Below are 25,469 nucleotides of genomic sequence, written 5' to 3' on the forward strand. Positions count from 1 at the left end.
GCATCGTCGGTGCGGGTCTGCAGCTGCGGCGGGGTTAGGCGATGGCGCGCGAGGAGGCGCGGGACGTCATCGCGAACCGTGCGCGCGGTGAGGCCACAGGGGGCGCCGCCATGGCGAGCCGCGCGAGGAGCACGGTGATGCCGGCGAGCTCGCGGGCCATCCACCAGGTGGCGATGTCGGTGATGGGGCTCGCGACGGCGCGGTCCTGGGCGTCCGCGAGGACGAGGGTCGTCGGGTTGCAGTCAGCGACGACGCGCCAGCGCAGGTCGGGGCGGGCGGTGCGGACGAGGTCGCCGACGACGACACCGAGTGCGGTGAGCGACGGCATCGGGTCCCAACGCTCGTCGGGCGCGGTCGCGTGCCAGCGGCAGCACCAGTCGACGAAGAGCTGCTCGACGCGGTCGGCGACGGTGAGGTCGACTCCGGGCACGCGCAGGAACTCGCGAAGCTCTTCCATCCAGACGAGCTGGAACGGGTTGGGATCGGCGAGCGTGAGCGTGCCGTCCGTGACACGACGGATGTCGTGTCCAGGAGTGCGCTCGCCGTTGGCCGTCATGCCCTCCTTATCGGCAGCGCAGGGCCCCGGCATGAGGTGAGTGGCGTCGTTGCTCGGGATGATGTGCGCCGTGAGCGCAGGTGAGGTCCGTCGTGCGGGATATCTCGGCCGTGCCATCGACCTTGTCGGTGGTCGGGGCTAGGTTCGAAGTGTCAGCACGCCCTGAGCTTTCGGAGGTCCCTATGCCTACCCGTACCGCACGTACTGCCTGGAACGGCTCGTTCGAGAAGGGCTCCGGCCAAGTCGAGCTGTCGAGCTCGGGGGTCGGTACGTACACCGTGTCGTTCCCGACCCGGTCGGCCGAGTCCGCAGGCGGCGCGACGAGCCCTGAGGAGCTCATCGCGGCCGCGCACTCGTCCTGCTATGCGATGCAGCTCTCCGCGCTCCTCGGCGCTGCGGGGCACGAGCCGCAGGCGCTGCACGTGAGTGTCGAGGTCGACCTTGGCCCCGATCCCGCAGGTGGCTTCCGCATCCCCGCGATCCGCGTCGCGGTCGAGGGCGAGGTCGACGGCATCGACGAGGCTCGGTTCGTCGAGATCGCTGAGGAGGCAAAGGCGACCTGCCCCGTGAGCAAGGCCCTTGCGGGCACGACGATCACTCTCGCGGCATCGCTCGCCTGAGGCTCGTTCGCCCGCGCCGCCTGAGGGCGGCGCGCCCGCCCGGTCGCTCGCGCACGTGCGCGAGCGGCCGGTCTGCGGCGGTGGTCTGACCGTCCGCTAGGTCCGAGGTCCGGACACGCGTGTCCAGGTCGTGGGAGGATTCCACCGTGTCGAGCGCACCCGAAACTCTGCCCGCCCCCCGTACGTCCGAGGTCTCCGACCTCGTTGCGGCGCTGAGCGCCGCTGTCGCGGGAGAGGTCGACGCGTCGACCTCGCGCCGCGCGCAGTATTCGACGGACGCCTCGAACTACCGTGTCCCGCCGCAGGTCGTCGTCATCCCGCGCAGCACCGAGGACGTGCTCGCCGCGCTCGAGGTCGCGCGGGAGGCTGGCGCTCCCGTGACGGCGCGCGGGGCCGGCACGTCGGTCGCGGGCAATGCGGTCGGCCCGGGCGTCGTCCTCGACTTCTCCCGCCACCTGCACCGCATCCATGAGATCGACCCCGAGGCCCGCACGGCGCGCGTCGACCCGGGTGTCGTCATGTCGAGCCTGCAGCAGGCTGCGGCGCCCCACGGGCTCCGGTTCGGACCCGACCCCTCGACGCAGAACCGAGCGACGCTCGGCGGCATGATCGGCAACAACGCGTGCGGCCCGCACGCGGTCGCGTACGGACGGACGGCCGACAACACGATCGAGCTCGACGTCGTCGACGGCCTCGGTCGCCGCTTCACAGCCGGTGCCGGAGCGGGTGCGCTCGCCGTCACCCCGGGCCTCGACGAGCTCGTCACCGCCGAGATGGCGCTCATCCGCACGGAGTTCGGTCGCTTCGGCCGTCAGGTCTCGGGGTACTCCCTCGAGCACCTGCTGCCTGAGAACGGCCGGGATCTCGCAAAGGCGCTCGTGGGGACGGAGGGCACCGTCGTCACGGTGCTCGGTGCGACGGTGCGGCTCGTCGAGCAGGCGGCCGCGCCCGTGCTCGTCGTCCTCGGCTACCCGGACATGCCAACGGCCGCGGACGACGTGCCCGCGCTGCTCGCTCTCGACCCCCTGGCGATCGAGGGCCTCGACGCCCGCCTCGTCGACGTCGTGCGGCGCGTCAAGGGCGCGGCCTCGGTTCCGCCGCTTCCCCAGGGCGCGGGCTGGCTCATGGTCGAGGTCGCGGGAGATGGCCTCGACGACGCTCTCGAGAAGGCCCGCCGTATCGCGTCGGCGGCGTCGACGAGCGCGGCCGTCGTCCTGCCGCCTGGTCCTGAGGCGACCGCGATGTGGCGCATCCGCGCTGATGGTGCAGGCCTGGGCGGGCGCACCCCGTCGGGGAGCCAGGCGTGGCCCGGCTGGGAGGACGCCGCGGTCCCGCCTGCGCGCCTGGGCGCGTACCTGCGCGAGTTCGACGCGCTCATGGAGTCCTACGGCGTCGAGGGCATGGCGTTCGGACACTTCGGTGATGGCTGCATCCACGTGCGCATCGACCTGCCGCTCGAGCACGATGCGGCGGTGTTCCGGCGGTTCATCGTCGACTCGGCGACGCTCGTCGCGAAGCATGGCGGTTCGCTCTCGGGCGAGCACGGGGACGGCCGGGCTCGTAGCGAGCTGCTGCCGCTCATGTACTCCGAGGGGGCGATCGACCTCTTCGAGCGGTTCAAGGCGCTTTTCGACCCGCGGGACATGCTCAATCCGGGGGTCGTCGTGCGTCCGGCTCCGCTCGACGCTGACCTGCGCCGCCCTGCGGCGCGGCACGAGGTCGTCGCGCGCCCGGGCAAGAAGGGCACGGGGTTCGCGTTCACGCACGACGACGGCGACATCACCAAGGCCGTGCACCGGTGCACCGGCGTCGGCAAGTGTCGTGCCGACAACTCGTCGTCGGGCGCTGGTTTCATGTGCCCGTCGTACCAGGCGACGCGCGACGAGAACGATGTGACCCGGGGACGTGCGCGCACGCTCCAAGAGATGCTCAACGGCCGGCTCGTCGAGGGTGGCTGGCGTTCGCCCGAGGTCCACGGAGCGCTCGACCTGTGCCTGTCGTGCAAGGCCTGCTCGAAGGACTGCCCCGCGGGCGTCGACATGGCGATGCTCAAGTCTGAGGTGCTGCACCGCTCGTACTCGGGGCGGCTGCGGCCGATCGATCACTACTCGCTCGGCTGGCTGCCGCGGTGGGCGCGGCTCGTCACGGCGGTCCCTGGGCTGGCAGCTCTCGCGAACGCCGTGTTCAGGGTGCGACCGCTCGCGAAGCTCATTCTTGCGGTCGGCGGCATGGATACGGCGCGGCCCAAGATGGTGACGTTCTCGTCGAAGCCGTTCCGTCGCGTGTGGCGCCGTGGCGGGCTGCCGGTGACGTCATCGGCTGCGGCGACGCCGACGACGGGCGTGCTGGGAGCACGCGACGGGACGCCGCTCACGCCGGGCGTGCGCGGACGCACCAAGGTTGTCCTGTGGACCGACACGTTCTCGGACACGATGGCGCCGCAGGTGCCGACCGCCGCGGTCGAGGTGCTGGTCGCGGCCGGCTACGACGTCATCGTCCCGGACCAGGAGGCCTGCTGCGGGCTCACGTGGATCTCGACCGGTCAGCTTGATGGTGCGAGGCGTCGGCTCGAGGGCCTGCTCGACGTCCTGGGGCCGTTCGGGGTCAACGGTGTGCCCATCGTCGGGCTTGAGCCGTCGTGCACCGCGGTCCTGCGGTCCGACCTGCTCGAGCTGTTGCCCGACGACCCGCGCGCGCACGCAGTCGCACGCGCGACGACGACCCTGGCCGAGCTGCTCACCTCCCCGGCGCCCGTCGGGCCTGACCCGGCGGTGTGGACGCTGCCCGACCTCTCGGACGTCACGGCTGTCGTGCAGCCGCACTGCCACCACTACTCGGTCATGGGCTTCGAGGCCGACCGGGCGCTGCTCAAGGCTGCGGGCGCGACCGTGACTGAGCTTTCGGGCTGCTGCGGTCTAGCCGGGAACTTCGGGATGCAGAAGGGCCACTTCGACGTCTCGGTCAAGGTCGCCGAGCAGCAGCTGATCCCGGCGCTCGACGCGATGAACGACGGCGATATCTACGTGGCCGACGGCTTCTCGTGCCGTACCCAGGCGGACCACCTGCGGGGCACGGACGGTGTGGCGCTCGCGGAACTTCTCGCGCGGCATCTGCCGGTCAAACCGTAAGGGCTGCGCGCGGCGCGCCGAGGGCCTAGGCTGGCCCCGCGCGTGGTAGCGCACGCGCTCACAGGGAGAGGCAGGGGTCGACGTGGCGATCTTCGAGCTTGACGCCGACAAGGCGGTCGCAGTGCAGGCGATGGAGCCCGCTCCGGGCGGCATCGGTGCACAGGTGGAGCAGATCATCGAGCAGCGCCTAGGCGCGCTCCTCGGCGAGCGACTCCTCACGGTCGCGCGCGGACGCGCAGGGTACGACGAGCCGTTCCTTCTCTCGCTCGACGGCTTCGGTGGTGTCGTCGTCACTGAGATCGTCACGAACCTCGACGCTGCGACGCTTGCGTCGGCGATCGTCCGTGCTGGGCACGCCTCGCGCCTCGGAGACGCGGAGCTCGCCCAGCGCTACCACGGTGGCCCGCAGTCGTTCGTGAGTGACCGCGCGCAGCTCTTCACGTCCGTTCCCGAGGTCGTGGGTGGGGAGCGTCGTCCCGGCGGCGCACGGCTCATCGTCGTGTGCGCTGCGGTTGCGCTCGACGCCCTTGACGCGCTCGAGTTCCTGCGCCAGCCCGGAAGTCGCGTCGAGGTCCTGCGCGTCGGGGTGCTGCGCGGAACCGATGGCCGACGCGTCCTTGACGTCTCGCCCCTGGGCCTCGGCGGACGCGGCCCGCGAGGGCTCGAGCCGAGCGCGGACCCTGCGCCCCGGGTGACGCGCACGTCGGTCGTCGACACGCAGTCGTCCGTCGACCATGAGGCGGAGAAGCGCAGGCTCGCTGCGATGGTCTCGACCCAGGCGCTGCCCGTCGTGACGAACCCGGGCGGTCCTGAGCCCGGGCCCTACGAGCACCTGCCGGCGAGCGCGACGATGCACGGGTCGCGTCCGGCAGCCCGCGCCGAGGCTGGGGAGCGGTCCGCTGACGCATCGCATCCGCAGGCACCCGCGCGTGGTGTGCAGCACCGACCCGCCGACAACACGCCGCCGTCGAGGCCGCAGCCCATGCCGACCCCGCAGCCCATGCCGACCCCGCAGCCCATGCCGACCCCGCAGCACGAGCCGGTCAATCCGGCGCGGACCGCGATCGAGGTGACGCAGGCGCCGACGCAGGCCACGGCTCACCCGCGGCCGTACCAACCGCTGGGTGCACCCGAGACGACAGGCGCGACCGCGCACCCGGCCGGCTATGCCGGGGCGCGCTACCGGGCTCGGCTCGCGTCTGTCGAAGAGGTCTCGATCGACACCAACCCGAACGATCTCAGCTCGCTGCGCGACTCCTCGCGCTCCTTCGCTGCTGCGATGGCCTACGCGGACCCGGCGCCGGCAGGTTCTGCGGTGATCGACGACGCCCCGGCGCTTGCTGAGCCGGAGCCCGTCTACGCGGAGCCGACGTATGCGGAGCCGACGTACGCGGAGCCCGTCTACGCGGAGCCGACGTCCGGTGAGCCGACGTACGCCGAGCCGACGTACGCGGAGCCGACGTACGCCGAGCCGACGTACGCCGAGCCCGGCTACGCGAAGCCCGTGACGCAGGCTGCCCCGTACGAGCCGCGCCAGGCGGCACCGTACTCGCCGCAGCAGTCGGCAGGTTACGTGCCGCAGCAGGCAGCGGGTTACGTGCCGCAGCAGGCGGCGGGTTACGTGCCGCAGCAGGCGGCAGGCCACGCGCCGCAGCAGTCGGCGGGCCACGTGCCGCAGCAGGCAGCGGGCTACGCCCCGCAGCAGGCGTCCGACTACGCCCCGCAGCAGTCGGCGGGCCACGTGCCGCAGCAGTCGGCAGGCTACGCCCGGACGGACCTTGAGCCCGCCCGTCACGCGTCGGCACCGCGGGGTCCGCGCGACCCGGCGCTGGCATCGCTCGCGTCACGGCTCGATGGCCCGGCGCCGCTCGTCTGGTTGCGCCACCGGCGGGGAGAGACGATTCACGCGACGCTCCACACCGACGGGGTCGTCGAGCTTGCTGACGGCCAGTGCTTCTGGTCGGCCGATTTGGCGGCGTGCGCCGCAGTCGGTGCGTCCGGTGTCGACGGCTGGCGCATGTGGCGTTTGGGCGACTCGACGGGCCCGACCCTCGCCGAGTGCCGCTGATCGCCGCCGGTTCCCGCTGGTTCCCGCTGGTTCCCGCTGGTCCGCGAGATGCGATCACTGAGCTAACGCTCTGCGTTGCCCGCCCCGCGCCGTCGTCCCGAACGATTTCCCTGCGCACTCAGCGGGTTCTTTGCGCGCAGGCACCCCCAAGGGGTGCGCGCACGCAACCAGCCCGCGTGCTCAGCGAGCTCCTTGCGCGTAGGCACCCCGATGGGGTGCGTGCGCGCAACCAGTTCGCGCGTGCGAGGGCGTCGGCCCGCACGGGTCGCCCAACGCGCGTCGTCCGACGCGCGACCCGCGCCCTCGCTCAGCGAGTACCTTGCGCGCTGGCACCCCGATGGGGTGCGTGCACGCAACCAGCCCGCGTGCTCAGCGAGATCCTTGCGCGTAGGCACCCCTGTGGGGTGCGTGCGCGCAACCCGCTCGCGCGTGGGAGGGCGCTGGCCCGACGCCCGACGCCCGACGCCCGACGGCCGACGCCCGACGCCCGACGCGCGACCCGCGCCGTCGCTCAGCGAGTACCTTGCGCGCTGGCACCCCTGTGGGGTGCGTGCGCGCAATCAGCTGGCTCGCGCTGTCGATGCGCTCGCCTAGCCCCAGCCGTAGGCGAGCGACCAGCGCATGACCTGGGTGTAGTAGCGCGCGCGGGGCTCGGGCGGCGACAGCGTGAGGTCGTGGATGCCGCCGGGGATCCTCACGAGAGTGACGGTCGGGCCAAGTGACGATACGCGTCGCGCGATCGTCTCGACGTCGAGGACGATGTCGGCCCCGCGCATGTCTTCGCTCCAGCGCGGGTTGATGTGTGTGCGTGCTGAGAGGCACACGAGGACGGGGACGTCGATCGACAGGCCCGCGGCCACGATCGCGTGACCTGCGAGAATTGCGCGCAACCACCCGGCGCGCACAGGGAACGAGGGGTTGGGGCGCCAGCGCGGGTCGGTGGTCCATGCTCCGCCCGAGTGTGCGTCGACGACACGGGCGTAGAAGCCGGGGTCGATGTTGGGAAGCGGCGAGCGCGGGTGGAACCGCGCGATCTGGGCGACCGCGGGGGTGGAGACCGTGCGGGCAATCGACGAACCCTGCAGCTCGAGCCAGGGTGAGTTGAGCGCGAGCCCGGTGATCTGGCCCGGGTTGCGGGCCGCCCACAGTGCGGCGACGAGCCCGCCCGTCGAGTGCGCGGTGAGCAGGATGGCGCAGTGCGGGCCCAGCTCGGTGTGAATGACGTCGAGCGCTGCCTCGATGTCTTCGTCGTAGGTCGAGAGGTGCTCGACGTAGCCCGGCGTCTGGTGCTCACGGAGCGAGCGCCCGTACTTGCGCAGGTCGAGGGCGTAGAACGCGACGCCTTGTGCGGTCCAGAATTCTGCGAGGCCGGTCTGGAAGAAGTAGTCGGACCAGCCGTGCAGATAGAGGACGGCGCGGGCAGGACGGACGCCGACGAGTCCGGGGTCGTGTCGGACGAGGGTCGCGACGACGTCCCCCTCGTCGTCATCGGGGAGGGGGATCGTGAGCGAGCGAAAATCGTCGCCGAGGACGTCGACCGCCCATCCTGCGGGCATGCCGACGGGCCTGGGCGGGGTGAGGTCGTCGAGGGCAAACCGCTCGCCCGGGCGATCTCCGCTCATGTGCGCAGGACGATCTTGCCGAAGTGTTCGCCCGCGTCGAGCGCCCGTAGCCCTCGTGCGGCGTCGGCAAGCGGCATGGTGTCGGCGATGGGCGGTTCGATTCCCGTCCGTGCGACCAGTGCTGCCAATGAGGTGAGGTCGTCGCGTGCGCCCATGGTGACGCCCTGGACGCGGATCTCCTGGAAGAAGATGCGTGTGAGCTCGGCCGCCTCGGGGTCTCCCGTCGTCGCGCCGGCTACGGCCACGGTCCCGCCTGGTCGGACGGACGACACCGAGTGGCGCCACGTTGCACGCCCGACGGTCTCGACGACGCCGTCGACGCGTCGTGGCAGGCGAGCGCCGGGCTCGACGGCAACGGCGCCGAGGGCTGTCGCACGCGCCCGCTTGGCCTCGCTGCGGCTTGTGGCGAACACTTCGAGGCCTGCCGCGACGCCGAGGACGATCGCGGCTGAGGCGACCCCGCCTCCTGCCCCCTGCACGAGGACCGAGTGCCCGGGCTGCAGCGCGCACGCGCGGAACAGCATCGTGTACGCGGTGAGCCACGATGTCGGCAGGCACGCGGCGATCGTGAGGTCGAGGCCGTCGGGCACGTCGATGAGGTTCGCGGTCGGGACCGCGACCTGCTCGGCGAGCGTCCCGGGGTAGCGCTCGGACAGGAGCGAACGCCGTTCCGCAGGGCCCACGCCATGGCCGTCGGCGCCGATGACCCCGTGCACGAGCACGCGACGACCGTCGGGCGTCGTTCCGGCGGCGTCGGTTCCGAGGATCATCGGCAGGAGCGCGTCGGGCAGGCCGATGCCCCGCAGTGACCACAGGTCGTGATGGTTGAGGGAGGCGGCCGCGACGTCGATGGTCGTCCAGTGGTCGCGCTGCTCGGGGGCGGGGCGTTCCCCGACGACAAGGCCCGCGAAGGGGTCGGTGGACGAGGTCGAGGCGACGTAGGCGGCCAGCATGACGCCACGATACCGACCTCCGGTCGCGCGGGGCAGCCTGCGGGGTGCGCGGCTACCATGCCCGCATGGTGAATCGCAGCGGACGGCGTCGGGGACGGGGTGAGCGACGCCCGGGGCAGCGCGGCAGGTTCGTCGAGTGGATCATCGACATCTTCACATTCTGGCCGTAACCGCGGAGGTGTCGGCTACAGGAGCGGCAGGACGTTCCCGAGGTCGGGCACCGAGTCGGCGGTGAAGGGTGTGCGCAGCGCGACGGCGAGCTCGTCGACGTCGTAGGGCGCGCGGCCTGCCGCGAGCCGCACCCACAGGCGTGCGTCGCTGACCTCGAGGGTCCAGCCGCCGCGGGCACGGACGATGCCGCACAGGGCGTCGGCGACGAGTGTGAGCGCCCCTGGGTCGACGGGGTCGTCCGCGCCGCGGGTCGCGGCGACGTCCGCGAACGAGCGCGCGACGTCGTCCGCGTGGACGACGAGCTCGACGAGGCGCGTGACGATGAGGTCGTGCAGTCGCAGGGGCGCGCGGCGGCCGAGGACGACGAGCTCGTCGTCGTCGCCGAGCGTGCGCAGGTGCGCGAACGCCTCCTCGACGAGCCGCGACACCTCGGCGAGCCGGTCGTCCGCGATGTGGGCGTCGAGCTCGCGCGTCGTCTCAGTGATCTGCTCGGCCGTGCCGGGGTAGCTCGCGAGGTACTCCGAGAGCGTCGCGGGCCGCGTTCCCGCGGGTTGGGGGACGGCCGCGGTGAGCGCGCCCATGCAGCGGCCCAGGTGGCTGACGAGCTCGCCGCGCGTCCAGCCGGGCAGGGCGCTCGGTTGTGCCGCCGTGCCGAGGAGGTCGTCGCCGAGCGGTGCGAGCCAGCGTTCGAGCCGCTGCCACTGGCGGACGAGGGCGGTCGTGAGGTCGTCGAACGTCGCTGTCATGACCCCATCGTGCCCGCCCGTGCGCGCGCGTGCAGGGCGGAGCGCGGTAGCGTGCGCGACATGGCCAGGTGGGTGCGGGGCATCGTCGTCGTGGTGTGCGTGCTCGTTGTCGCCGTCGCGGTGCCGACCGCTCCCGTCGCGCGCTGGGTTCACGGCGCGATCGACGACACGGACGCGTACGTCGAATACGTCGCGCCGCTCGCGCGCGACCCGCTCGTCCAGGAGCGTCTCGCGGACGAGGTCGCGACGCGGCTGCTCGAGCAGGTCGACGCGGGCCGGGCGGTGCGCGACGCGGTGACGTCGGTGCTCGGTCCGCTCGCGAGCGTGCCCGGCGTCGCGGACCTCGTCGACGACGCGGTCGCCGCCGGCGGCGAGCGCCTGCGCGACGGCGTCGTCGCCGCGGCCCGGCACGCGGTCGGTACCGCAGCGTTCGCGACCGCGTGGGACGCGGCCCAGCGGGCCGCGCACACGGGCGTGCGCTGGACGCTGACGAGCCCCGACGTCTCCGACGCGCACCGGCCCGCGGTGGGCGTCGACCCCGACGGTACGGTCGTGCTCGACCTCAGGACGCTGTCGGACGCGGTCGTCGCCGAGCTTGACGACCTGCGGCTCCCCGTGCCGGACGCGTTGCGTGATGCGCCGGCGCTCGCCGGGGTCGTCGAGCGGCTCGACGCGCTGCGCATGCCCGTGCCGGACGCGCTGCGCGACCTCGACGTGCGCGTGCCGGTCGTGACGTCGGTGAGCCTCGACCGTGCCCGTGAGTCGCTCGGCGTCGTCGGCCTCTGGGGGCGCCTCGCACCGTGGGCCGCGGTCGTGGGCCTGGTCGGCGCGGTCCTGGCGGCGCGGCGGCGGTGGCTGGTGCTCGCGGCGTGCGGTGGCGCGGTGCTCGTCGTGACGCTCGGGCTCGTCGCTGGTGCGCGCGTCGTGGCGGGCGAGGCAGTCACGTGGCTCGCGCTGCCGGGCGACGGGGTGCTCGCGCTCGTCACGGACCGGGTCGCCGCGATGCTTGCCGATGGGCTGCCGGGGCTCCTCATGGCCGGCGGGCTCGCGGCCGCGGCGGCGGTTGTCGTGGCCCTGGTCGGCGCCGTCCTCACGAAGACGCGCCACTTTTCCCGCGAGGAAGGGCTTCGCTAAGAGCGCTTCTCCATTCTTGAAGAAGTCTTCGATCAAGGCGGTGGTGAAAAATGCTGGGCGTTCGCCAAGAACGCAGATAGAATCGGACATCGTACCGGCAAGAGCAAATCCGGAAAAGAAAAGCACAGCGGGGCGCAGGAGCACGGTGGCGGACGTCGATTCGAGAACCCGAACAAGCGACCACGGCTGGCATGAGCGTCCCCATTGCAGAAATCCACCGGGAGGGTTTGAGTGTCTGATTTCTACGGCGAGCCTGGTCGGGTCGACCTTGAGCGTTCGGTACGGCTTCTTGCGCCGAAGGAAGCCTACTTGCTCTTCAATATCGCGAATGACATTAAGTCCATGACTCGGGAGGCTGCTGCTGAAGTCTTCTATCTGGAGGCGATTCGTCTCGGCGTCGACGACGCATGTCTGAATCTTGGCTACCTGTACGAAGATATGGGGAGGCTCGAAATGGCTCTGGCGATGCATCTCGAAGCGCGTGCGCGCGGGGACATTAAGGGAGCGTTCGCAGCTGGACAACTGCTCGAACGGATGGATAGGCTCCGAGAAGCGCGCGAGCTGTACTCGCACGCAATATCGATGCCCGAAGCCTCATTGCGACTTGCACGGGTTCTCAGGAGGCTCGGCGAGGAAGAACGGGCCTGGACCGTGATTTGCGAGGGCCGAGAAGCAAGTTGGGAAGCGGCCGTTGAGTACGTGCAGGATCCGCGGATTAGTATCGATGAGGGTGTCGAACTACTTGAGCGCCACGCCGCCCAAGGACATCTAGATGTTGCAGTAACTCTCGCTGATCTATACGAGCAGGATGGTCGGGACTCAGATGCTGAAAGGACTCTGCGCGATGCGGTCGCACGTGGCGATGTATACGCCATGACAAATCTTGGCATTTTCCTTGAGGAGAGAGGCTTAGTACGCGAGTCCCTTGTTCTATGGGAAAGGGGCTCGGAGCTTGGTGATGATCTCGCAAGCCGCCTGCTCGGCGAGCACGGAGAAGAGTGAGTACACCTAGTTCACTAGTCGGTTCTTCGTAGACAAACGTGTTGCGGACGTGTCGACGCGTGCGAGGCGCGATATGCCCACACGACGACGCGTCCACCCTCTCCGTGAGGTCGACGGACATCGGCTCCCCGGACGGGCGGGCTTCGTCGGACAGGGGGCGGTGGGGACTACTGCACGAGCAGGTAGCACCTGATCTGTGGCGCCGTCGGCAACGCTGAGAGGTTGTCCCCATGTCCGAGCGCTATCCCCGCGAGTTCCTCGGGTGGCGTCGTACGCGTCGCCTCCGACGCCCTGGAAGCACGCGAGCTAGGACGCCGCGTGAAGCTACTGAAGCAGGAGAACGAGGTCCTGCGTAGGGCGGCGGCCTACTTCGCCCAGGCCCACCTCCCGGGAAGATGACCTACTCGCTCGCTAGCGAACTCGCCGCCGACGGGATTCCCGTGGCGGTGACGCGGGCGGGTCCTCAACCTCGCCTGCCAGTCCAGACCTGACTTGGGTCACGTACTCCACAGGCGCGAGAGTGCGGCTCGTTGACCTGCGGTGATGCTCGCGTCTCTGTGGATTCGTGCCTCGGTTGAGGCACTAAGTATTCTCCGGGGATGGTGTGGGTTCGGCGAGTGCGGACGGCGTCGGGTGCGACGGCCGTGCAGATCGTGGAGTCCGTGCAGGGCCAACGCCGGATCGTGCGGCATGTGGGCTCAGCCCACGACGAGGTGACGCTGGCGATGTTCCTTGAGGAGGCCGACGGGTTGATCGTCGACGACGCTCAGCTACAGCTTGATCTGGGCCTGCAGTCCACGGGCTGTCACGCCGCGCTGCTGCCCGAACCGACTTCACGCGCACTTCTGCCAGAGCCTCCAACGCCCCGCGGCCGGCCGGTGCGTCCCCCACGGGTGACCCGCTCCTTCTCCGTCGCTGGCCGTGGCGGCGGCTCGAGCACGTAGAAGCACGGCCCTCAGGCCCCGCACTGTGTCCGGAGCCCCTCAGCCCCGGCGGGTGACGAGGCGCTTGAGGAAGTGGCGCACGACGGGGCCGAGCTGGTCGAACTCGATGAGGAACCCGTCGTGCCCGTGCTCGGAGCGCAGCACCTGCAGCGGCCACGCGCCGGGCACGTTGCGTGTGATGCGTTCGGACTCGACGGGCTGGAAGAGCCGGTCGGAGTCGACGGCGACGACGAGGGCCTTGGCGGTGATCGACGCGAGCGCCGACTCGACGCCGCCGCGGTCGCGGCCGAGGTCGTGCGTGAGCATCGACTGGGTGAGGACGAGGTAGGAGTTCGCGTCGAAGCGGCTCGCGAGCTTGTGCGCGTGGTGGTCGAGGTAGGACTGGATCGCGTAGCGGCCGCCGCGCAGCGGGTCCTCGGCGTGTTGGGGGATGCGGCCGAAGCGTCGGTCGAGCTCGGTCGCGGAGCGGTACGTCGCGTGCGCGACCTGCCGGGCGATACCGAGGCCGACGTGCGGGCCGACGCCGTCGAGCGCGTCGTAGTAGTCGCCACCGTGGAAGTGCGGGTCGGCGAGGATCGCCGCGATCTGCGGGTGCGCCCACGCGATCTGGTCGCCCGTCGTCTGGGCGCCGGACGCGATGACGCCGATCGCCTCAACGTCGATCCCGGCCTCTGGGCCGCAGATCGCCCACTCGAGGGCGCGCAGCCCGCCCATGGACCCGCCGACGACGAAGTGCCACCGCGTGACGCCGAGCGCGTGCGCGAGCGCGACCTCCGCGGCCACCTGGTCCCGCACCGTGAGGTGCGGGAAGCGCGAGCCCCACGGGCGCCCGTCGGGCGCGGGCGACGCGGGGCCCGTCGAGCCCTGGCAGCCGCCGACGACGTTGGGGGCGACGACGAAGTAGCGTTCGGTGTCGATCGGGGCGCCGGGCCCGATCATCTGCGACCACCAGCCGGGCGTCGGGTGGCCCGGCCCCGCGTCGCCCGTGACGTGCGCGTCGCCCGTGAGTGCGTGGAGGACGAGGACGGCGTTGGAGCCGTCGGGGGCGAGCGTGCCCCACGTCTCGTACGCGACCGTGACGTCCGGGAGGTCGAGCCCGGACTCGAGCTCGAGCGTGCCGACGTCGCAGAACTGCCGGTTGCCGACGTCGTCGCCGGCGCGCCACGCGCCGCTCGGCCCGGGAGGGACCGACGGCGCGACGGGGACGTCCGTCCCCGGCCGCGGGGTTGCGCCCGCGAACGGCGGGGCGAGCCGCCGGGGGCGGGGCGCGGGCGTCGTCGTCACGGCACCATCATCGACCTGCCCGGGCGCAGGCGCCGGGTCGGACGCGGCGAAGACCTCGGCGGGCGTGCCGCCCGTCGAGACGGGCGCGCCGCCCGCCGAGGGAGCCGACGCGGCGCCGCGCAGCACGGCCGTGCCGTCCGGGGGAGCCCCGGTGCCGGCCTGGCCGTCGCTCGTCGGCGCCGCGTCGGTACACATCAGACGGTCGCCTCGGCGCCCGCGCGCAGCGCGGCGACGGCCGCGAAGCCGCGGCCGAGGTCGGCGAGGATGTCGTCGATGTGCTCGAGCCCCACCGAGAGGCGCACGAGGCCGGGCGTGACGCCCGAGAGCGCCTGCTCCTCGGGTGAGAGCTGCGCGTGCGTCGTCGAGGCGGGGTGGATGACGAGCGAGCGGACGTCGCCGATGTTCGCGAGGTTCGAGTGGAGCTCGAGCGCGTCGACGAACGCCTTGCCGACCTCGGCGTCGCCGTCGAGCTCGAACGCGAGGACGGCGCCCGCGCCGCGCGGCAGGTACTTCTGCGCGGTCGCGTTCCACGGGCTCGACGCGAGGCCCGCGTAGTGGACGGTCGTCACACCGTCCTGCGCCTCGAGGAACGCCGCGACCTTCTCGGCGTTGGCGACGTGCCGCTCGATGCGCAGCGAGAGCGTCTCGATGCCCTGCGCGATGAGGAACGCGTTGAACGGGCTGATCGACGCGCCGACGTCGCGCAGCAGCTGGACGCGTGCCTTGAGGATGTAGGAGAGGTTGACGCCGAAGAGGCCGTCCTTGCCGAGGTCGCGGGCGTAGACGAGACCGTTGTAGGTGACGTCGGGCTCGTTGAAGTCGGGGAAGCGTGCGGGGTCCTGGCCGAAGTCGAAGGTTCCGCCGTCGACGATGACGCCGCCGATCGACGTGCCGTGGCCGCCGAGGAACTTCGTCGCGGCGTGGACGACGATGTCGGCGCCGTGCTCGAAGGGACGCAGGAGGTAGGGCGTCGCGATGGTGTTGTCGACGATGAGCGGGACGCCGACCTCGTGCGCGACGTCGGCGACGGCGCGGATGTCGAGGACGTCGGAGCGCGGGTTGGGGATCGACTCGGCGAAGAAGGCCTTGGTGTTGTCCCGCGCGGCCGTGCGCCACTCGGCGGGGTCGTGCGGGTTGCTGACCCAGGTGACCTCGATGCCGAGCTTGCGCAGCGTGTGGCCGAGCAGGTTGTAGGTGCCGCCGTACAGCGAGGGGCTTGCGACGATGTGGTCGCCCGCGCCTGCGAGGTTGAGGATCGAGAACGTGGTCGCGGCCTGGCCGGAGGCGAGCAGGAGGGCGCCGACACCGCCTTCGAGCGAGGCGATGCGGTCCTCGACGGCGCCCGTCGTCGGGTTGCCCAGACGCGTGTAGATGGGGCCGAGGTCGGCGAGCGCGAAGCGCGCGGCGGCCGTCTCTGCGTCGGGGAAGACGAACGACGTCGTCTGGTAGATCGGCAGGGCGCGGGCGCCCGTGGTCGGGTCGGGCGTCTGGCCAGCGTGGATCTGGCGGGTCTCGAAGGACCAGGCTGCATTGCTCATGAGTGGCTCCAGGGGAAGTGGTCGGGTCTGCCTGCGGGGCGGGCGACTGACGGTGTCCTGGTGCCGTGGCGCGACTCGTCGAATCAGTGTCGCTGCACGGGCGGGTGCGGTCCCGTCATCGCCCAAGGGGCGTGTCCGCACTTGGGTCCGGCCGTGGCCGGGTGGGAGTGCGGTGGTGTCAGCGACACATTCGACGGGTCATGGGCGCCACTCTAGGGGGCGGCCGCCACGTTGTGGAACGACGCGTCCGCCTGATGAGATCGCTGGTGCTGGTGTGACTCGTGAGGCTCACGTGGCACCTGTGACTGATGTGACTCGTGAGGATCCTGAGGTGGGAGTTCACAACGAGTCTGCGGACCGCTAGCCTCGACATGCACTGCAGTCCCGTCCCGGAGGCCCCATGTCCAGCCCTGCTCGGATCCGTCGATCAGCGTCCGCGCTCATCGCGTCAGCGCTCGTCCTCGGACTTGCCGCGCCGGCAGCGCTCGGCGCCCCCGACGACGATCTCGCAGCGGCTCGCGCGCGGGAGGCCGCCGTTGCGGGCTCGGTCGCAGGTATTGAGGTCGAGCTCGCTCGCCTCAGCACGATCGCTGACGAGGCCTGGGCGCGTTCTGCGACCGCGGGCGAGGACTTCCTCACGGCCCAGGTCGCGCTCGACGACGCACAGAGCGCGGCCGACGTCGCCGGCACGCGCCTCGCCGCTGCGCGCGAGACCATGGAGTCCTCGCGCCGGGTCCTCGCCGGCATCGCTCTCGAGCGCTTCCGCTCGGGCGGCTCCATCCAGAACCTCGAGGCGGTGCTCTCGGCGGACGGCATCACGGACGTCGTGCGCCGGGCGGCATCGCTGCGGACGGTCGGGGACGCGGCGGACGCCGCGGTCCAGCAGTTCCGCGCCGATACGCTCGTCGCCGACGTCCTCGAGGCCGACGCGACGAGCGCCCTGACAGCTGCGCAGTCGGCCGCGACCGCGGCGACAAAGGCGCGCGCGCAGACCGACGACCTCACGCAGGCCGCCCAGGACGCGGTCGACGCTGCCGAGGCGCGCCGCGAGACGCTCATCTCGCAGCTCGCTGCTGCGCGACAGACGACCGTCGCTGCCGAACGCAAGCGGCAGGACCGGATCGACCGTGAGCGGGACCAGCGCCGCGAGGAGCAGGCGCAGGTCGAGCGCGAGCGTGCCGACGACGAGGCCGACGCACCGGGCGACGAGCCCTCCTCGCGCCCCACGTCACGGCCGACCTCCACCCCGACACAGACCCCGACGAACGAGCCGGCCCCACGCCCCACGCGCGAGCCCACACCGGCGACGACGACCGAGCCCGCCGACCCTGCGACGACGGAGCCGTCGTCACGCCCGACGACGGAGCCGACGACGGAGCCGACGTCGCGCCCGACGACGACCCCTCCCGCGCCGCGACCCACGGCGGACCCGACGCCGTCCACGCCCGAGCCTCAGGCGCCGGGCCTCGGCACGGGGACCGCGGTCGGCTCGGCGGCACAGGGGCGCGCCGCGGTCGCGTGGGCACGTACGCAGATCGGCAAGATGTACGGCTGGGGCGCGACAGGTTCGACGCTCTACGACTGCTCGGGCCTGACGATGCGCGCCTGGGAGTCGGCCGGGGTCGGCATCACGCGCACGAGCCGCTCGCAGTACGTCCGGGTGAAGAAGATCGCCTACTCCTCGATGCGGCCCGGCGACCTCATCTTCTGGGCCAACGACACGTCCGACCCGAACACGATCCGCCACGTGGCGATGTACACGGGCGGCGGCATGATGATCGAGGCTGCGCGCCCCGGCATCCCCGTCCGTGAAGTTCCCGTGCGCTACGCGGAGACCATGGCGTTTGCGGGCCGCCCGTAGCGGACACCTTCCCGCCGCGACGCACGAAGGCCGACCACCGCAAGGTGGTCGGCCTTCGTGTGCCACGCGCTAGGCGCGCACGACGTGTCTCAGTGGGCGTAGCCCGAGTCGATCGCACGCTGGCGCGACCGCTCGATCTCGGCCTCGGCCTCGGCACGACCCACCCAGTGGGCTCCCTCGACGGACTTGCCAGGCTCGAGGTCCTTGTAGACCTCGAAGAAGTGCTGGATCTCAAGACGGTGGTAGTCAGAGACGTCGTCGATGTCCTGGCGCCATGCGGCGCGCTGGTCGCCCGTGGGGACGCACAGCACCTTGTCGTCGCCGCCGGCCTCGTCGCGCATGCGGAACATGCCGAGCGCGCGGCACCTGATGAGGCAGCCCGGGAACGTTGGCTCCTCCAGGAGCACGAGTGCGTCGAGCGGGTCGCCGTCCTCACCGAGGGTGCCCTCGATGAAGCCGTAGTCGTCGGGGTAGCGCGTCGAGGTGAAGAGCATCCTGTCCAGACGGATGCGACCGGTGTGGTGGTCGACCTCGTACTTGTTGCGCTGACCCTTGGGGATCTCGATCGTGACGTCGAACTCCACTGCTCTTCCTCCAGACACGGGGCGGCCGTCACCGTCCCGAGCACCTCTCGTCGTTCGTCCCGCGGGCCAGGGGCGCGGGCCCGTGGGCCTTGGTGGCATGTCATGCCAGGGGACGGTCCGTGCTGCGTCCGCCGTGCTGGGCACGGGGGCGCCGACCTCGGTCGCCGTCGTCCTGTGGGTCCAGTGTGACGCACGCGGAGGCTAAGGTGTGAACCGCGACCGAGGTGCAGGAGGAACGCCATGGGTCTGGCGGCACGTGCAGCAGCAGCGACGACGACGTTCGCGCTGCTCGCAGGCGGGGGCTATCTCGTCGCGGACACCTTCGACCTCGTCCCGGGATTCCTCACGAATGCGCCGGTCGCAGCGCCTCCGGCACCCTTCCCGACCGCGCCAGGCGCACGTCTGGGACCCGAGCTCACGAGCGGTCTGTCGCGGCTCGCCGCGGATGCTCCTGTGCCGTCCGCCACGTCGGTCGAAGATCTCGTCGCCGACCTCGCCAAGGCCGAGGAGTACGTCGGCGAGCGTGTCGGCGTCCTCGTGACCGACGCGACGACGGGCCAGGGCATCGCGGGACGCGCTGCGACGACGGACTTCGTCCCTGCCTCGACCCAGAAGCTGCTCACCGCGGCGGCGGCCCTCTCGAAGATCGGCTCGGACCGCACGCTCGACACGACGGCCTACCTCCACGGCACGACCGTGACCCTCGTGGGCGGCGGCGACATGCTGCTCGCTGAGGGCGCGGGCGACCCGGCGAAGGTCAACGGGCGCGCGGGGCTCGCGGATCTCGCTCACCAGGTTGCCGTCGCCGTCGACGCGGCGGGCCTCGACGCCGTCACCGTTCGCGTCGACGACTCACTGTTCTCGGGGCCCTCGGTCGCCCCGTCGTGGGACACCGACAACATCGAGGCCGGCTATGCGGCACCCGTGACCGCGCTCGCGGTCGACGTCGCGCGCCGGTCCGCCGGAACATACGCACCACGTTTCGCCGACCCGTCGCTCGCCGCAGGCCGGGACTTTGCGGCCGCGCTCGGCAAGGCGGGGATCACGGTCGCGGGGACGACCGCGCGCGGGGTCCCTGCCGAGGGTGCGTCCGAGGTCGGCCGGGTCTCGTCGGCCCCGATGTCCGAGGTCGTCGGGTACTTCCTGCAGACCTCTGACAACACGATCACCGAGGTCGTCGCGCGCATGGTCGCGGTCGAGGCAGGGCTGCCGGGTTCGGTCCAGGGCGCGACGACCGCGGTGCTCGACGCGGTCGCGGCGCTCGACGTCGACCTCACGGGCGCCAAGCTCACGGATGCGTCGGGGCTCGGTGAGGGCTCGCGCCTGTCGCCGCGCCTCCTCAACGAGCTGCTCCTGCGGATGGTCGACCCCGCGATGCCCGCGCTGCGCGAGGCCGCGCTGCAGATGCCGCTCGCGGGAGTCTCGGGAACCCTCCACGAGCGCTTCACGACGACCGACGCCCGCGGTCGCGTCCGCGCCAAGACCGGGTCGCTGCCGAACGTCTCGAGCCTGGCGGGCACGCTCGTCACGGCCGACGGGCGGTTGCTCGTGTTCGCGGTCCTCGTCGACGACTTCCCCGACGACAACGCCTGGAACGCACGCGCGACGATCGACAAGTTCGTGAGCCGCGTCGCGGCCTGCGGGTGCGGATGACGCGCATGACAGGCTCGGGCCCCGACGCGCGTTCCAGCATCGACTGGGACGCGGCGCGGGGTGTGGGTGCGCTCCTGGCTCCCGCGGGGCCGGTCGAGGAGCGTTCGGCTCTCGTCGCGCACGTCGACGCGCTGCGTCGTGCGGCGGCGGCCGCGGTCCCGCACGTCCTCGACGTCACCGCGATGACCCCGGCCGACGGCCGCGACGTGCTCGACGGCTCGACGCCTCTCTCGCACGTCTTCGTCGTCGACCGAGCCTCGTGGGTGCGTGCCGCGTCCCACGGCATGGAGTCGCTCCTCGGTGCGTCAGTCCTCGGCCCGGACGACGGCGGCGTCGCGCGGGGTACCGCTGGCGGCCCCGTCGTCCAGGCGGTCGGCGCCGCCGAGGTCGGTGCGGCGCTCGCGCTCGTCGCGACGCGCGTCCTGGGGCAGTTCGACCCCTACGTCGCGGCGCCCGGGGAGCCGGGCCGTCTTCTGCTCGTCGCGCCCAACGTCCTCCGCGTCGGGCGTGCGCTCCGCGCCGAGCTTGAACCGTTCTCGCTGTGGGTCGCGTTGCATGAGCAGACGCACGCGCTGCAGTTCGCGGCGGCCCCGTGGCTCGCCGACCACATGCGTGCGCGTGTCGCGGCACTGCTCGCTGACGTCGTCGAGGCGGGGGCCGAGCTCGGCCGCGGTGGTCCTGCGGCGCGGGCACGGGCCTGGACGACGACGGTGCGCAGGGCTGTGAGAGCTCCCGCCGGGAGCTCGCTCGGCGTCCGGCTCCTCACTCCGTCGCAGCGGGCGAGCATGGCCGAGATCGCGGCGGTCATGTCGCTCCTCGAAGGCCATGCCGACGTCATGATGGACCGGGTGGGCGAGAACGTCGTGCCTGGCGTCGGTCGCATCCGTACGGCCTTCGATGCCCGCCGGGCCTCGCGCGGCGGCGCGCTCGACACGGTTCTGCGGCAGCTGCTCGGTCTCGACGAGAAGCTTGCGCAGTACACCGACGGGGCCGCTTTTGTGCGCGGCGCGATGATGCGCGTCGGACGGCGGCGGCTCAACGCGGTCTGGGACCATCCGGACCACCTGCCGTCTGCTCGTGAGCTTGCTGATCCGGCCGCGTGGGTGCGGCGCGTCCACGGATGAGCGTGCGTAGCCCGAACCTCGTCGCGGGGCGGCGGGCCGTGCGCGCGACGTTCGCTGAGCTCGCGCCGGGTGCGGCCGTCGTCGTGGGTTGCTCGGGCGGGACGGACTCGCTCGCGCTCGTCGCGTGCCTCGCTGCCGAGCTCGGCGTGTGGCCGCCGCGCCACGCCGCGCGGGCCGCGGACGCCGACGCGGACACGTCGGTGCGGCCCGTGCGCGTCGTCGTCGTGGACCACGGGATGCAGGAGGCCAGCGCGGACGTTGCCGAGCGCGCCGCGGCCGCGTGTGCCGCCCTCGGCCTGGAGGCCGTGACTGTCCGGGTCGAGGTCGACGGGCCAGGAGGGCCCGAGGCCGCGGCCCGGGCCGCCAGGTACCGGGCGCTCGAGGACGCGCTCGACGCCCTCCCGGGCGGGAGCGACGGCGTCATCCTCCTCGGGCACACGCGTGACGACCAGGCCGAGGGCGTGCTGCTCGGTCTCGCTCGCGGCGCGGGCGCGAGGTCGCTCGCGGGCATGAGGCGTGCGCGCGGACGCCTCCGACGCCCCTTTCTTGACCTCTCGCGCGCGGTGACGGCGGGTGTGTGCGCCGAGGCGGGCCTCGAGCCGTGGCACGACCCGACGAACACGCCCGGGCCCGACGACGCCTCTGCGCCTCGCCGCTCCGCGCTGCGCGCGCGCGTGCTGCCCGTCCTCACCGACGTCCTGGGCCCGGGAGCCGTGCCCGCGCTCGCGCGGACCGCGGCGCTCCTGCGCGAGGACGACGACGCGCTTTCCTTCTACGCCGAGCGGCTGCTCGTCGAGGCGAGCAGCCAGCGGGGCGACGGCGGGGAGGGCCTTGACGTCGCGGTCCTCGCTGCCGCGCCCACAGCGGTGCGCAGGCGCGTCCTGCGACGCTGGGCGGTTGCATCGGGCGCGACCGACGGGGCGCTCGCACGCGCGCACGTACGCACGCTCGACGCTCTCGTCACGGACTGGCACGGGCAAGGTCCCATCGACCTCCCCGGACGCATCGCCGTGACCCGCAGGTGTGGCACGCTTGAGGTACACCCACCTTCACCCTGAGGAGCCTTTCCGTGGACCTGTCCGACATCGGCAACGACATCGATCACGTTCTGCTGACCGAGGAGCAGATCGGCACGCGTCTCGATGAGATCGCGGCCCAGATCGACGCGGACTACGAAGGCAAGGATCTTCTGCTTGTCGGCGTCCTCAAGGGCGCGGTCATGGTGATGGCCGACCTCTCCCGCCGTCTCCACACGCCCGCGACGATGGACTGGATGGCGGTGTCGTCCTACGGCTCGGGCACCAAGTCCTCGGGCGTCGTGCGCATCCTCAAGGACCTCGACACCGACCTCACGGGGCGCCACGTGCTCATCGTCGAGGACATCGTCGACTCGGGCCTCACGCTGTCGTGGCTCATGTCGAACCTGCGCTCGCGCGGTCCGGCGTCCGTCGAGATCGCGGCTGCGATGCGCAAGCCCGACGCCGTCAAGGTCGAGATCGACGTGCGCTACGTCGGCTTCGACATCCCCAACGAGTTCGTCGTCGGCTATGGCCTGGACTACGCCGAGAAGTACCGCAACCTGCCGTTCGTCGGCACGCTCGCCCCGCACGTCTACGAGCGCTGAGCGAACCGGGCCGTCCGCGGGCGCGGACGCCCTGGTCGCCGCATGTTCCTGCCCTGGGCGAACACGCGGGAACCTCGCAGGCTGGGGATGTACCGTCGGGAGCGGAACTCCCGCGAGCGGAAGGAACGGGTACGCCCGTAGCCGATGAACATCAAGAAGATCGCCAAGGGCCCCCTTGTCTGGGTCGTGCTCGCAGGCGTGCTGCTGTGGATCGGCTTCGCGGCCCTGACGGGTGAGAGCGTCAAGCGCATCGACACCTCTCAGGGGCTTGCGCTCCTCAAGGGGACGACGGTCGAGCGCGCGGTCGTCGTCGACGGTGACCAGCGGGTGCGTCTCACGCTCACCGAGCCGTTCGTCGACGGCAAGGACGACATGGGCAAGAGCGTCGAGTTCTTCTACGTCACGCCGCAGGGCCCTGACGTCGTCGACGTGGTCACGGCAGCGAGCCTCGCCAAGGGCTATGACTCTGAGATCGCGCGCGTGAGCTTCATCGCCTCGATGTTCTCGGTGCTCGTGCCGTTCCTCATCATCGGCGTGATCTTCTTCTTCCTCATGAGCCGCATGCAGGGCGGCGGCTCGCGCGTCATGGGCTTCGGCAAGTCGCGAGCCAAGCTCGTCGGCAAGGAGTCGCCGCAGGTGACGTTCGCCGACGTCGCGGGCGCCGACGAGGCCGTCGAGGAGCTGCACGAGATCAAGGAGTTCCTCCAGGAGCCCGCGAAGTTCCAGGCCGTGGGAGCCAAGATCCCCAAGGGAGTGCTGCTCTACGGCCCTCCCGGAACAGGCAAGACGCTGCTGGCGCGGGCCGTCGCTGGCGAGGCCGGCGTGCCGTTCTACACGATCTCTGGCTCCGACTTCGTCGAGATGTTCGTCGGCGTCGGCGCGAGCCGCGTCCGTGACCTCTTCCAGCAGGCCAAGGAGAACGCGCCGGCGATCATCTTCGTCGACGAGATCGACGCCGTCGGGCGCCACCGCGGCGCGGGCATGGGCGGCGGCCACGACGAGCGCGAGCAGACGCTCAACCAGCTCCTCGTCGAGATGGACGGCTTCGACCCCAAGGCGAACGTCATCCTCATCGCGGCGACCAACCGTCCCGACATCCTTGACCCTGCGCTCCTGCGCCCGGGTCGTTTCGACCGCCAGGTCGCGGTCGAGGCTCCTGACCTGCGCGGCCGCGAGGCGATCCTCAAGGTGCACGCGCGTGGCAAGCCGATCGTCGACGGCATCGACCTCGTCATGGTTGCCAAGCGCACGCCCGGCTTCACGGGCGCCGACCTCGCCAACGTGCTCAACGAGGCTGCCCTGCTCACGGCGCGCTCCGGCGCGCAGCTCATCGACGACCGCGCGCTCGACGAGGCGATCGACCGTGTCATCGCGGGCCCGCAGAAGCGCACGCGGGTGATGAACGTCAAGGAGCAGAAGATCACGGCGTACCACGAGGGCGGGCACGCGCTCGTGGCCGCGGCCATGCGCTACACCGACCCCGTGACGAAGGTGACGATCTTGCCGCGCGGGCGCGCGCTCGGCTACACGATGGTCATGCCGACACAAGACAAGTACTCGACGACGCGCAACGAGCTGCTCGACCAGATCGCCTACGCGATGGGCGGTCGCGTCGCTGAGGAGCTCGTCTTCCACGACCCGACGACCGGGGCGTCGAACGACATCGAGAAGGCAACGGCGACCGCACGCAAGATGGTCACCGAGTACGGCATGAGCGAGCGCGTCGGCGCGATCCGGCTGGGATCGACCGATGGCGAGCCCTTCCTCGGCCGCGACATCGGCCACCAGCGCGACTACTCCGAGGCCGTCGCCGGCACGGTCGACCACGAGGTGCGCAAGATCGTCGACGCCGCGCACGACGAGGCGTGGGAGGTCCTCGTCGAGTACCGCGACGTCCTCGACCACCTCGTGCTCGAGCTCATGGAGAAGGAGACGCTCAACGAGGCCGAGCTCGCCCGGATCTTCACGCCGGTCGTCAAGCGTCCCGCACGCGAGGTCTGGCTCTCGAGCGAGCAGCGCACGGTCTCGAGCCGTCCGCCCGTCCTCACCGAGGCTGAGAAGGCCGAGCGCGGCGACGCGCCGATCATCGCGCAGGACGAGGGCGTCGCACGCGACGAGCGTCCCGCCGAGTCGGTCGGCGAGGTGCCCGAGGGCGGCACGCCCGGCTCCGCCGCCGGCTCTGTCGAACACTGACCATGTGAGGTCGCGTCCCCGTCGGCCGCGTCCGCCGTCATCCCGCATCCTGAGGAGTCCGTCGTGAGCGCCGAGAACCGTCCGTCCGAGCACACCGTCGATCTTGAGCGCGCCGCCGCCGCCGTGCGTGAGCTGCTCATCGCGGTGGGCGAGGACCCGGACCGCGAGGGGCTCCAGGAGACCCCGGCGCGCGTCGCGCGCGCCTACGCCGAGGTCTTCGCGGGGCTGGGACAAGACCCGGCCGACGTGCTCGGCACGACGTTCGACATCGGCCACGACGAGATGATCCTCGTCAAGGACATCGAGCTGTACTCGACGTGTGAGCACCACCTGGTTCCCTTCCACGGCGTCGCGCACGTCGGCTACATCCCCGGCGCCGACGGCCGTGTCACGGGCCTGTCGAAGCTTGCGCGGCTCGTCGAGGTCTTCGCGCGCCGCCCGCAGGTCCAGGAGCGGCTCACCTCGCAGATCGCCGACGCGCTCGTCACGCACCTCGCGCCGCGTGGTGTGCTCGTCGTCGTCGAGTGCGAGCACCTGTGCATGTCGATGCGCGGCGTGCGCAAGCCGGGAGCCCGCACGGTGACGAGCGCGGTGCGTGGCCAGATGCGTGACGTCGCGACGCGCGCCGAGGCCATGAGCCTCGTCCTTGGCCGCTGACCGGGCC

General features: G+C 71.6%; 19 protein-coding genes and 1 pseudogene. 13 read left to right on the forward strand and 7 right to left on the reverse strand.

Annotated features, from left to right (window positions below; all coding sequences use genetic code 11):
* Positions 1–34 precede the first annotated feature (34 nt).
* Entirely contained in the window at positions 35–556 is a 522-nt protein-coding gene (locus tag ACTVCO_RS04665; RefSeq protein ID WP_443727253.1) for a DUF3806 domain-containing protein, read from the reverse strand.
* A gap of 182 nt (positions 557–738) precedes the next feature.
* On the opposite strand from ACTVCO_RS04665, the gene ACTVCO_RS04670 reads away from it, so the two are divergent.
* The 3 genes from ACTVCO_RS04670 (at position 739) to ACTVCO_RS04680 (ending at position 6,372) form a co-directional block, all read left to right on the forward strand.
* Entirely contained in the window at positions 739–1,176 is a 438-nt protein-coding gene (locus ACTVCO_RS04670; RefSeq protein ID WP_443727254.1) for an OsmC family peroxiredoxin, read from the forward strand.
* Positions 1,177–1,322: 146 nt separating this feature from the next.
* Entirely contained in the window at positions 1,323–4,304 is a 2,982-nt protein-coding gene (locus ACTVCO_RS04675) for an FAD-binding and (Fe-S)-binding domain-containing protein (protein WP_443727255.1), read from the forward strand.
* Positions 4,305–4,386: 82 nt separating this feature from the next.
* Entirely contained in the window at positions 4,387–6,372 is a 1,986-nt protein-coding gene (locus ACTVCO_RS04680) for a hypothetical protein (RefSeq protein ID WP_443727256.1), read from the forward strand.
* Between the two features lie 590 nt (positions 6,373–6,962).
* Here ACTVCO_RS04680 and ACTVCO_RS04685 read toward each other — a convergent pair.
* The 3 genes from ACTVCO_RS04685 to ACTVCO_RS04695 all read right to left on the reverse strand — a co-directional run bounded on the left by ACTVCO_RS04685 (position 6,963) and on the right by ACTVCO_RS04695 (position 9,864).
* The gene (locus ACTVCO_RS04685) at positions 6,963–7,928 is read right to left on the reverse strand and encodes an alpha/beta hydrolase (protein ID WP_443727900.1); all 966 of its coding nucleotides are present in this window, start codon (positions 7,926–7,928) and stop codon (positions 6,963–6,965) included.
* A 62-nt stretch (positions 7,929–7,990) separates the two neighbouring features.
* Positions 7,991–8,947, reverse strand: a complete 957-nt coding sequence (locus ACTVCO_RS04690; protein ID WP_443727257.1) for a zinc-binding dehydrogenase — start codon at positions 8,945–8,947, stop codon at positions 7,991–7,993.
* Between the two features lie 185 nt (positions 8,948–9,132).
* Positions 9,133–9,864, reverse strand: a complete 732-nt coding sequence (locus ACTVCO_RS04695) for a maleylpyruvate isomerase N-terminal domain-containing protein (protein ID WP_443727258.1) — start codon at positions 9,862–9,864, stop codon at positions 9,133–9,135.
* 60 nt (positions 9,865–9,924) lie between these two features.
* Between ACTVCO_RS04695 and ACTVCO_RS04700 the strand changes: the two genes are divergently transcribed.
* The 3 genes and pseudogenes from ACTVCO_RS04700 to ACTVCO_RS04710 form a co-directional block, all read left to right on the forward strand.
* Positions 9,925–10,998: a hypothetical protein gene (locus tag ACTVCO_RS04700; protein WP_443727259.1), complete on the forward strand. Its 1,074-nt coding sequence runs from the start codon at positions 9,925–9,927 to the stop codon at positions 10,996–10,998.
* Positions 10,999–11,229: 231 nt separating this feature from the next.
* On the forward strand, positions 11,230–12,000 hold the full coding sequence (locus ACTVCO_RS04705) for a hypothetical protein (RefSeq protein ID WP_443727260.1): 771 nt from the start codon (positions 11,230–11,232) through the stop codon (positions 11,998–12,000).
* 294 nt (positions 12,001–12,294) lie between these two features.
* A pseudogene (locus tag ACTVCO_RS04710) lies at positions 12,295–12,452 on the forward strand (IS3 family transposase); the annotation flags it as partial.
* Positions 12,453–12,983: 531 nt separating this feature from the next.
* Here the strand turns inward: ACTVCO_RS04710 and metX are convergent.
* Together metX and ACTVCO_RS04720 are read right to left on the reverse strand one after the other, a co-directional pair.
* Positions 12,984–14,423: a homoserine O-acetyltransferase MetX gene (gene metX / locus ACTVCO_RS04715; protein WP_443727261.1), complete on the reverse strand. Its 1,440-nt coding sequence runs from the start codon at positions 14,421–14,423 to the stop codon at positions 12,984–12,986.
* Positions 14,423–15,766 carry a bifunctional o-acetylhomoserine/o-acetylserine sulfhydrylase gene (locus ACTVCO_RS04720; protein ID WP_443727262.1) on the reverse strand — a complete coding sequence of 448 codons (1,344 nt, stop codon included), beginning with the start codon at positions 15,764–15,766 and terminating at the stop codon, positions 14,423–14,425. Before ACTVCO_RS04720 ends, metX begins: the two co-directional genes overlap by 1 nt.
* A gap of 400 nt (positions 15,767–16,166) precedes the next feature.
* Here ACTVCO_RS04720 and ACTVCO_RS04725 point away from each other — a divergent pair, with 400 nt between their 5' ends.
* Positions 16,167–17,627: a C40 family peptidase gene (locus ACTVCO_RS04725; protein ID WP_443727263.1), complete on the forward strand. Its 1,461-nt coding sequence runs from the start codon at positions 16,167–16,169 to the stop codon at positions 17,625–17,627.
* Positions 17,628–17,716: 89 nt separating this feature from the next.
* Here ACTVCO_RS04725 and ACTVCO_RS04730 read toward each other — a convergent pair whose 3' ends face one another.
* Positions 17,717–18,211, reverse strand: a complete 495-nt coding sequence (locus ACTVCO_RS04730) for an inorganic diphosphatase (protein WP_102510058.1) — start codon at positions 18,209–18,211, stop codon at positions 17,717–17,719.
* 240 nt (positions 18,212–18,451) lie between these two features.
* Here ACTVCO_RS04730 and dacB point away from each other — a divergent pair, with 240 nt between their 5' ends.
* From dacB to folE, 6 genes are all read left to right on the forward strand, one after another.
* On the forward strand, positions 18,452–19,864 hold the full coding sequence (dacB, locus tag ACTVCO_RS04735; protein ID WP_443727264.1) for a D-alanyl-D-alanine carboxypeptidase/D-alanyl-D-alanine endopeptidase: 1,413 nt from the start codon (positions 18,452–18,454) through the stop codon (positions 19,862–19,864).
* Between the two features lie 5 nt (positions 19,865–19,869).
* Complete coding sequence (locus tag ACTVCO_RS04740; protein WP_443727265.1) at positions 19,870–20,988, forward strand: zinc-dependent metalloprotease; 1,119 nt, start codon at positions 19,870–19,872, stop codon at positions 20,986–20,988.
* Positions 20,985–22,046, forward strand: coding sequence for a tRNA lysidine(34) synthetase TilS (gene tilS, locus ACTVCO_RS04745; RefSeq protein WP_443727266.1), 1,062 nt, complete (start codon positions 20,985–20,987; stop codon positions 22,044–22,046). The genes ACTVCO_RS04740 and tilS overlap by 4 nt, the downstream gene beginning before the upstream one ends.
* A gap of 11 nt (positions 22,047–22,057) precedes the next feature.
* Positions 22,058–22,612 carry a hypoxanthine phosphoribosyltransferase gene (gene hpt / locus ACTVCO_RS04750; protein WP_443727267.1) on the forward strand — a complete coding sequence of 185 codons (555 nt, stop codon included), beginning with the start codon at positions 22,058–22,060 and terminating at the stop codon, positions 22,610–22,612.
* Between the two features lie 144 nt (positions 22,613–22,756).
* Positions 22,757–24,805, forward strand: coding sequence for an ATP-dependent zinc metalloprotease FtsH (ftsH, locus tag ACTVCO_RS04755; RefSeq protein WP_443727268.1), 2,049 nt, complete (start codon positions 22,757–22,759; stop codon positions 24,803–24,805).
* 63 nt (positions 24,806–24,868) lie between these two features.
* On the forward strand, positions 24,869–25,462 hold the full coding sequence (gene folE, locus ACTVCO_RS04760; protein ID WP_443727269.1) for a GTP cyclohydrolase I FolE: 594 nt from the start codon (positions 24,869–24,871) through the stop codon (positions 25,460–25,462).
* The last annotated feature ends 7 nt before the right edge of the window (positions 25,463–25,469 follow it).

The sequence above is a fragment of the Sanguibacter sp. A247 genome, from assembly GCF_052324925.1.
In the GTDB taxonomy this organism is placed as follows: domain Bacteria; phylum Actinomycetota; class Actinomycetes; order Actinomycetales; family Cellulomonadaceae; genus Flavimobilis.

Bases quoted from the DNA above. Each gene is read 5' to 3' on its own strand.
- ACTVCO_RS04685 (WP_443727900.1), bottom strand. From the start codon at position 7,928: ATGCCCGCAGGATGGGCGGTCGACGTCCTCGGCGACGATTTTCGCTCG.
- ACTVCO_RS04725 (WP_443727263.1), top strand. From the start codon at position 16,167: ATGTCCAGCCCTGCTCGGATCCGTCGATCAGCGTCCGCGCTCATCGCG.
- tilS (WP_443727266.1), top strand. From the start codon at position 20,985: ATGAGCGTGCGTAGCCCGAACCTCGTCGCGGGGCGGCGGGCCGTGCGC.
- ACTVCO_RS04720 (WP_443727262.1), bottom strand. From the start codon at position 15,766: ATGAGCAATGCAGCCTGGTCCTTCGAGACCCGCCAGATCCACGCTGGC.
- metX (WP_443727261.1), bottom strand. From the start codon at position 14,423: ATGTGTACCGACGCGGCGCCGACGAGCGACGGCCAGGCCGGCACCGGG.
- ACTVCO_RS04670 (WP_443727254.1), top strand. From the start codon at position 739: ATGCCTACCCGTACCGCACGTACTGCCTGGAACGGCTCGTTCGAGAAG.
- ACTVCO_RS04700 (WP_443727259.1), top strand. From the start codon at position 9,925: ATGGCCAGGTGGGTGCGGGGCATCGTCGTCGTGGTGTGCGTGCTCGTT.
- ACTVCO_RS04740 (WP_443727265.1), top strand. From the start codon at position 19,870: ATGACAGGCTCGGGCCCCGACGCGCGTTCCAGCATCGACTGGGACGCG.
- ftsH (WP_443727268.1), top strand. From the start codon at position 22,757: ATGAACATCAAGAAGATCGCCAAGGGCCCCCTTGTCTGGGTCGTGCTC.
- ACTVCO_RS04690 (WP_443727257.1), bottom strand. From the start codon at position 8,947: ATGCTGGCCGCCTACGTCGCCTCGACCTCGTCCACCGACCCCTTCGCG.
- ACTVCO_RS04665 (WP_443727253.1), bottom strand. From the start codon at position 556: ATGACGGCCAACGGCGAGCGCACTCCTGGACACGACATCCGTCGTGTC.
- dacB (WP_443727264.1), top strand. From the start codon at position 18,452: ATGGGTCTGGCGGCACGTGCAGCAGCAGCGACGACGACGTTCGCGCTG.
- ACTVCO_RS04695 (WP_443727258.1), bottom strand. From the start codon at position 9,864: ATGACAGCGACGTTCGACGACCTCACGACCGCCCTCGTCCGCCAGTGG.